Annotated in this window: 8 protein-coding genes; 7 read left to right on the top strand and 1 reads right to left on the bottom strand. The window is 29.7% G+C overall.

Going from position 1 to position 7855, the window contains the following annotated elements; translation table 11 throughout:
* From ACIQ2I_RS06490 to dnaG, 3 genes are all read left to right on the top strand, one after another.
* Positions 1-504: hypothetical protein (locus tag ACIQ2I_RS06490; protein WP_396181619.1), on the top strand; the 504-nt coding region annotated here is incomplete at its 5' end.
* A gap of 20 nt (positions 505-524) precedes the next feature.
* Positions 525-1568: a cell envelope integrity protein TolA gene (locus ACIQ2I_RS06485; protein ID WP_396181618.1), complete on the top strand. Its 1044-nt coding sequence runs from the start codon at positions 525-527 to the stop codon at positions 1566-1568.
* Between the two features lie 150 nt (positions 1569-1718).
* Entirely contained in the window at positions 1719-3698 is a 1980-nt protein-coding gene (gene dnaG / locus ACIQ2I_RS06480) for a DNA primase (protein ID WP_396181617.1), read from the top strand.
* 9 nt (positions 3699-3707) lie between these two features.
* Here dnaG and nadE read toward each other — a convergent pair whose 3' ends face one another.
* Positions 3708-4517 carry an NAD(+) synthase gene (nadE, locus tag ACIQ2I_RS06475; RefSeq protein WP_396181616.1) on the bottom strand — a complete coding sequence of 270 codons (810 nt, stop codon included), beginning with the start codon at positions 4515-4517 and terminating at the stop codon, positions 3708-3710.
* A 79-nt stretch (positions 4518-4596) separates the two neighbouring features.
* Here nadE and gldB point away from each other — a divergent pair, with 79 nt between their 5' ends.
* The 4 genes from gldB to ACIQ2I_RS06455 form a co-directional block, all read left to right on the top strand.
* Complete coding sequence (gene gldB / locus ACIQ2I_RS06470; RefSeq protein WP_396181615.1) at positions 4597-5559, top strand: gliding motility lipoprotein GldB; 963 nt, start codon at positions 4597-4599, stop codon at positions 5557-5559.
* 59 nt (positions 5560-5618) lie between these two features.
* On the top strand, positions 5619-5951 hold the full coding sequence (gldC, locus tag ACIQ2I_RS06465) for a gliding motility protein GldC (RefSeq protein ID WP_396181614.1): 333 nt from the start codon (positions 5619-5621) through the stop codon (positions 5949-5951).
* 120 nt (positions 5952-6071) lie between these two features.
* Positions 6072-6743, top strand: a complete 672-nt coding sequence (locus ACIQ2I_RS06460) for a TetR/AcrR family transcriptional regulator (protein WP_396181613.1) — start codon at positions 6072-6074, stop codon at positions 6741-6743.
* 5 nt (positions 6744-6748) lie between these two features.
* The coding region (locus tag ACIQ2I_RS06455) for an ABC transporter transmembrane domain-containing protein (RefSeq protein ID WP_396181620.1) at positions 6749-7855 on the top strand (1107 nt) is incomplete at its 3' end.

Here is a 7855-nt window from a genome sequence, read left to right as displayed (position 1 = left end):
GAGCAATCAAAGTTAACGCCTGCAACTGAAGAAATAGTTACTACTAAAGCAAAATCAGAAACGGAAACACAAAAACAAAATACGGAAGAAAGTAGTGTTTCATCTAAAAATGAATTGGCTAATAACGAGACAACAAGTACTACTTACGAAACAAAAAAAAATACCACTATCAAAACAGCTCAAAAAGAAAATTCTAAATTAGAAGTCTATGAAACGGCACTACTTAAACAAGAAGTCGTTACTGTGAACGAAATTAAAAAAGAGGGAATCAAACAAGAAATTAAAGAACCGACTTATAATTACACCACACCAGAATCGCTTTTAGCAGAAGTACAAGGGCAAAAGAAACCAAGTAATATTGGTTCGTTTAAGTCTACTTTAAGAGTAAATCCAAAGGAGTTATTACAAACCGTAGAATCAGAATTGGATCAAACCTTTAAAGAAAAAACAATCACGAAATTAAAACAAGCAAAATCAGCATTTGTAAATAGAAATTATAACTAACTTTTAAAACCCCCTAAATTATGCAAAAAATCATTTTGTACATCAGTATCGCGCTACTATCTTTGGTAAATAGCGTAGTAGCTCAAGAAAAAACGTTTGAACAAAAAGCTAAAGAAATAGCTATTCAAATAAAAACTATTGCTGAAGAAGAAAAAAGAGCCTTAAAAGCTGAAGTAGAAGCCCTAGACAAAGCAGTAGAATTAGGTAAAATGACTAAAGAAGAAGCAAAAACTTCAAAAGCAAAAATTGCAGTAGAACGTGCGAAAAACATTGAAACTAAAATTGCCGAACAAGAAAAAGCCTTAAGAGATTTAGTAAATGAAAATGTAAATGAGGGAGAGTCTAATGATAGTTTAAAGAAAAATAGTTTTTCTATTCCTGGTGGTTTTAAAAGTAAAAACTACGACAAAAATAAGTCTGAAAATAGAACTACAAGTCAAACTGTTATGGTGTTAGGCTTCAATAACTTAGTCACCAATAATATGGTAGCCAATTCGGATTTTGGTTATGGCCGTTCTATATTTTCGGAATTTGGTATTACTTTGAATACGCGTTTATCAAACAACAGTAATTTATTGCATTTAAAATACGGAGCTAGTTTTATGTACAACCACCTACACGCTACAAATAATAGAGTGTTTGCAGATATTAATAATCAAACTATTTTAGTGGATGCTGGTGTGGAAACAAAAGCCAAAAGAACCTATTTTAAAAATGTGTATTTTGTAGTTCCAATCCATTTAGAATTTGATTTTTCGAAAACAAAAGTAGTGGACGATAAAAAAGTATTCAAATCGCATACAGGAGCACGTTTTGGAATAGGTGGTTTTGTGGGTGTAAATACCAACTCAAAACAATTTATTCAATACGAACAACATGGCTATAGAATTAGAGAAAATCAGAAAGGCGATTTCAACGTAAACGATTTTACCTATGGTGTAAGTACTTACATTGGTTATAAACAAACTTCACTATATTTAAAATACGATTTAAACCCAATTTTTAAAAATAATCCAGTAGACCAAAACAATATTTCATTAGGTATTCGTTTTGATTGGAATTAAAAAAAATGCATAAAATTTGAGTTATAAAAATGCTTTTTTCAAAACCTACAAGGAAATTTCTTGTAGGTTTTTTGTTTTAATTTAATAATGTGTATTTTTACGAACTTTGAATTTTCAAATTACCTCATTTTCAAATTATCACAATATATTTTGATATCAAAAGAAACCATAGAAAAAGTATTTGACCAAGCTCGTGTAGAGGAAGTCATTGGCGATTTCGTACAACTCAAACGTTCCGGAAGTAACATGAAAGGACTTTCGCCGTTTGTAAACGAAAAATCGCCATCCTTTATGGTGTCGCCAGTGAAACAAATTTGGAAAGATTTTAGTTCAGGGAAAGGTGGAAATTCGGTTACTTTCTTAATGGAACACGAACATTTTACGTATCCTGAAGCCATAAAATATTTGGCCAATAAATACGGAATCGAAGTAGAAGAAACCATTGTTTCTAATGAAGATATAGAACAAGCGAACGAAAAAGAAAGCATGTATTTGGTCTCAGAATTTGCCAGAGATTATTTTCATAAAACGATGCTAAATACTGATGAAGGGCAAGCAATTGGTTTGTCTTATTTCAAAGAACGTGGATTTACAAAAGAAACTATCGAGAAATTTCAATTGGGATATTCTCCTGATATTTGGGATGCGTTTACCAAAGAAGCCCTAGGAAAAGCTTACAAATTAGAATATTTAGAAAAAACCGGATTAACCATCGTAAAACAAGAAGACGGAAAAACATTTGACCGTTTTAAAGGTCGTGTTATGTTTCCTATTCAAAGTATGAGTGGCCGCGTTTTAGGATTTGGTGGTAGAATTTTAACTAACGATAAAAAAGCTGCCAAATATTTAAACTCGCCAGAAAGCGAAATTTATTATAAAAGTAAAGTTTTATACGGCATTTTTCAAGCCAAACAAGCTATTGCCAAGCAAGATAATTGCTATTTGGTAGAAGGTTATACCGATGTGATTCAGTTCAATCAAAGTGGGATTGAAAATGTTGTTGCTTCTTCTGGAACGGCATTAACAGCAGACCAAATTCGTTTGGTAAACCGATTAACCAATAATATCACCGTACTTTTTGATGGTGATGCGGCTGGTTTACGCGCTTCTATACGTGGAATTGATTTGATTCTGGAAGCTGGAATGAACGTAAAAGTTTGCAGTTTCCCTGACGGAGAAGACCCAGATAGTTTTGCGAAAAACAATTCGTATGAGGTTTTAAAACAATATTTAGACGAAAATTCGAAAGATTTCATTCAGTTTAAAGCTGATTTATTAGTTAAAGAAGCCAATAACGACCCTATAAAAAAAGCAGAATTAATTAGAGATATGGTACAAAGTATTTCTAAAATTTCAGACCAAATTAAACGCGAAGTATACATAAAAGAGTGTTCGCGCATTATGGATATTTCGGAAGATGTATTGTATAATACATTAGCCCAAATGCTCAAGAAAGATATTTCTGAAGCCAATAAAAAATACACCGAAGAGAAAAAAGCATTTGAAGTTCATAAAAATAATGCTGATTTTAAACCCGAAAAAATTGATATTTTATACGAGTTAGAACAAAAAATTATTGAAATATTATTAATTAACGGTTCTAAAACGGATGACTTTACAGAAACATTTTTATCGAAAGACGAAGCTGGAAACAGTATAGAAGAAAAAGAAACCAATTCATATAAAGTCTACGAAAAAATATATTTGGCACTTCAAGAAGATGAAATTGAGTTGTCAAATCCAATGTTTAAAACCATTTATACTGACATTATTAATTACTATAATCAAAATATCGAATTTGAAATTGATAAATATATTTCGCAAACTTCGCCTGAAATAGCCAATAAAATTACTTCAATTTTAATGCTTGAAGAAAGAGACATTTTACACAAATGGGAAAGTAGAAAAATTGTAGTTGAAGCCAAAAATGTAAATTTAGCACAAAGTGTTAATGAAACCATTTTGTCTTACCGTTGGTATTTGCTCAACCGTATAATTGAAGAAAACAAAAACAATATAACTGCAGATGTTACTATCGATAATTCAGAAATTCTAACAACAATCAAAGATTATTTGTCTTTAACTTCTGTAATTGCAAAAAATTTAGGTCGAGTTTTAGCTCGATTTTAAACTAATATATTAGCTTTTTAATGATTTTGGAATTTCACAAACCGGAATAGGTTGCATTTTATGTTGGTTTATTTTATTTAATCGTTGGTAAATTTTAAAAACTTCTGCTTCTCTTCCTTCAAAATTTTTAATAGTTTTTCCGTTTTCCATTTCGCCCATCGCCCACTCTAACTCGTCATACGAAGCGCCTAATTGGTCTTCGTCACTTCTATCATCACCAAAAAGTCCATCCGTTGGTTTAGCAATTAAAATACTTTCAGGTACACCCACAAATTTAGCCAATTGTCGCACTTCGCTTTTCATTAAATCAGCAATCGGACTTATATCTACACCTCCATCACCATATTTTGTGTAAAATCCTACACCAAAATCTTCTACTTTATTTCCGGTTCCTGCCACTAAAAAACCGTGAATTCCAGCCAAATAATACAAAGTTGTCATTCGCAAACGCGCTCTAGTATTGGCTAATGTTAAAGCTAAAGCTGCCTCGTTTTCAGAAGATGGAACGCTATTTTTAAATGTTTCAAAACTCGGTGTCAAATCCACCCTTTCGGAAAACACTTTCGGAAAACGTTTTTTTAATTGATTAATATGTTCGTTCGCTCTATTTACGTGACTTGCTGCTTGATGAATTGGCATTTCCACACACAAAACTGGAAACCCCGTTTGTGCGCATAATGTTGAGGTCAAAGCGCTATCTATTCCACCAGAAATACCAATAACAAAACCTTTTACACCAGAATTTTCTGCATAAGTTTTCAACCAATTGACAATATATGTTTGAATTCCTTCTAAATGTAGCGTTGTTTTATTTGACATAATTTTAATAAATAATTTAGGTATATAATTATATATTTGCAGTTCAGTAATTTTTGATAAAAATAGTAAATTTCATACGATGAAAAAATTAATATTCTTGCTAATTTCATTTTTTTGCTTCATTCAGTGTAAAAAAAATGATGCTATTGAAAAAGTAGACATTAAAAAATCGGTAGATTTAAATATCGAACGTTTCGATAAATCTTATGCTGCGGCTACTCCAAAAACTTTACCCGATTTAAAAAAACAATATCCATTTTTATTTCCAACGCAATTTCCAGATTCAATTTGGTATGCCAAACTAAATGATCCAATTTTTAAAGAATTAAATGTAGAAGTTACTAAACAATTTCCTGACAATACAAAATTTGAAAATGGCATAGAAATGCTGGTTTCGAGAATTAAACATTATTTTCCTGAAGAAAAAACACCAAGAGTAATTACTTTAGTTAATGAGGTTTTAATTGATAAAAAAGCCTTTTACACGAATGATTTAATTTTAATTTCGTTAGATACCTACTTAGGAAAAAATCATAAATTTTATGAACCGTTTGCTGAATATCAGAAAGCCAACTTAGAACCTCATCAAATATTACCAGATGTAGTAACTAATTTTGCCTATAGAAAAATAGTGCCTTCACAAGACAAAACTTTAATTAGTGAAATGATTTATTATGGAAAATTACATTATTTAAAAGACCTTTTACTTCCTGAAACGCCTAATTATCAAAAAATTGGATATACAGAACTACAAGAAAAATTCTGTTTAGAAAACGAATTGCAAATGTGGAGTTATTTAGTTGAAGAAAAATTACTTTATGATAACAATATAAAAAATTACCAACGGTTTATTGAAGATGCTCCATTTACTAAATTCTATTTGGAAATTGATAGAGAATCACCCGGAAGAGTTGGCCAGTGGTTGGGTTGGCAAATTGTAAAAAGTTACATGGAAAATAATCAAGTAACTTTAGACCAATTATTAAAAACAGAACCAACTACGATATTTAACAAATCGAAATACAAACCAAAAAAACAATAAGTAAAGTACTATTATTTTTCATATTAAACCCTTTACCCAAAACCTTTTACCCAAAAAAAATGAGCAAAACATCAGAAATAAAAGTAATTATAGACTTAGACCAAAATAATGTCCCAGAAAAATTAACTTGGTCAGCACAAGACGGCGGCGTAAATAACGAAGAAGCCAAAACAGTTTTATTATCCATTTGGGATGCGAAAGCAAAAGAAACCCTTCGTATTGATTTATGGACAAAAGACATGCCTGTTGATGAAATGAAAATATTTTTCCATCAAACTTTAGTAGCTATGACAGATACTTTCCAACGCGCCACTGGCGATGAAAAAATGACAGGCGCCATGATGGATTTTTGTGATTACTTTGCCGAAAAATTAGATTTAAAGAAGGAATAGTTTTTTAACACATTAAAAGCCATCTCTACGATGGTTTTTTTGTGTAAATTTCATAAATTATAGTTAAACTATTACAACATAATAGTATTACTATTATATTTGCATTTTAAATATTTATATATGCAAAATTTATTAGCAAATTTAAAAATACAAGTCAATCCTAAAACTTACGTAAAAGATCCCGAAACGTCTGATTTAGGTAAAAAAATAATACAAAATAGTATTTTACTTATCGACGAAATTGGTTTTGAAGAATTTACATTTAAAAAGTTGGGTGAAAAAATTGGTTCGAACGAAAGTTCTATTTACCGATATTTTGAAAACAAACATAAATTATTGGTATACTTATCTTCTTGGTATTGGGCTTGGATAGAATATCGTTTGGTATTTTCTACAAATAATATCAATGATAAATTTGAAAAACTTAAAAAAGCCATACTAATTGTTACAGAGACAATAGAAGATGATAGCAAAACAGAACATATAAACGAAGCCGTTTTAAATAAAATTATTATTGAAGAATTTACTAAAACGCTATATAGTAAGAACGTTGACGAAGAAAACAAAGAAGGCATTTTCTTAATTTACAAACAAGTAAATTATAGAATAGAAAAAATGATTTTGGATGTTAATCCTGACTACCCTTTTGCAAAAAGCTTGGTTTCCTCAATAATTGAGGGATCTTTACACCAGCATTTTCTAAAAAATCATTTAAAAACCATAACAAATTGTAATGAGGAAGTAAACACCACAGCTTTCTATATTCATTTAATTGAAAACCTTTTAAGATGAAAAATTTGACACCACTAAAAAGATATTTTAATCTTTTACGATTAGACAAAAAAGATATTGTACAAATATTTTCTTATGCCATTTTTTCAGGATTAATAAGTTTGTCTCTACCTCTTGGAATACAAGCTATAATTAATTTTATTCAAGCAGGAAGAATTAGTGTGTCATGGATAGTATTAGTAGTTTTGGTAGTAATAGGTGTGATTTTTGCAGGAATTTTATCCTTAATGCAATTGCGTATTTCAGAAAATTTACAACAAAAAATATTCATACGTTCTGCTTTTGAATTTGCATACAGAATTCCGAAGTTAAAATTTAATGAAATTCACAATTCACAAACTTCTGAATTGGCGAATCGATTTTTTGATACTATTTCTATTCAAAAAGGAACTTCAAAATTATTAATCGATTTTTCTTCTGCGTTTTTACAAATATTTTTTGGTATTATTTTGCTTTCTTTATACCACCAGTTTTTTATTTTATTCGGAATTTTTCTGGCAATATTATTGTATTTAATTTTCAAATTTTCATACCAATCAGGATTACAAACAAGTTTAAAAGAATCTAAATCGAAATACAAAGTAGCCAACTGGTTATTAGAATTGGCGAAAAATAATTTTAGTTTTAAAAATCCAAATCATCTTGAATTTGCTTTAGAAAAAAACAATAGTTTAGTAACTAAATATTTAGGTTACAGAGAAAAACATTTTAGTGTAATAAAAAGACAATTTTCGCAACTATTAATTTTTAAAGCATTAATTACTTCGAGTTTACTTCTTATTGGGGGCTTTTTAGTAATCAATCAGCAAATGAATATCGGGCAATTTGTGGCTGCAGAAATAATTATTCTATTGGTAATTAATTCTGTTGAAAAAATAATTTTAGGATTAGAAACATTCTACGATGTACTTACGTCTGTTGAAAAAATTGGACAAATCACCGATTTAGAGCTAGAACCTACAGATGAATCTTCAATTAAAAATAATTCTTGTTTTTCTAATTTATCTATTACATTGGAAAATGTTGAATTTAAATTTGAGTTTGAAAATGAAAATGTGTTAGAAAATATTGACCTAGAAATAAATCAAGGCGAAAGAATTATAATTGAAGGA

Origin of the sequence: Flavobacterium sp. (genome assembly GCF_044368995.1) — a bacterium.
In the GTDB taxonomy this organism is placed as follows: domain Bacteria; phylum Bacteroidota; class Bacteroidia; order Flavobacteriales; family Flavobacteriaceae; genus Flavobacterium.
This window is presented reverse-complemented; position numbering and strand designations above follow the sequence as displayed.

Bases quoted from the DNA above. Each gene is read 5' to 3' on its own strand.
- ACIQ2I_RS06485 (WP_396181618.1), top strand. From the start codon at position 525: ATGCAAAAAATCATTTTGTACATCAGTATCGCGCTACTATCTTTGGTA.
- nadE (WP_396181616.1), bottom strand. From the start codon at position 4,517: ATGTCAAATAAAACAACGCTACATTTAGAAGGAATTCAAACATATATT.
- gldB (WP_396181615.1), top strand. From the start codon at position 4,597: ATGAAAAAATTAATATTCTTGCTAATTTCATTTTTTTGCTTCATTCAG.
- gldC (WP_396181614.1), top strand. From the start codon at position 5,619: ATGAGCAAAACATCAGAAATAAAAGTAATTATAGACTTAGACCAAAAT.
- ACIQ2I_RS06460 (WP_396181613.1), top strand. From the start codon at position 6,072: ATGCAAAATTTATTAGCAAATTTAAAAATACAAGTCAATCCTAAAACT.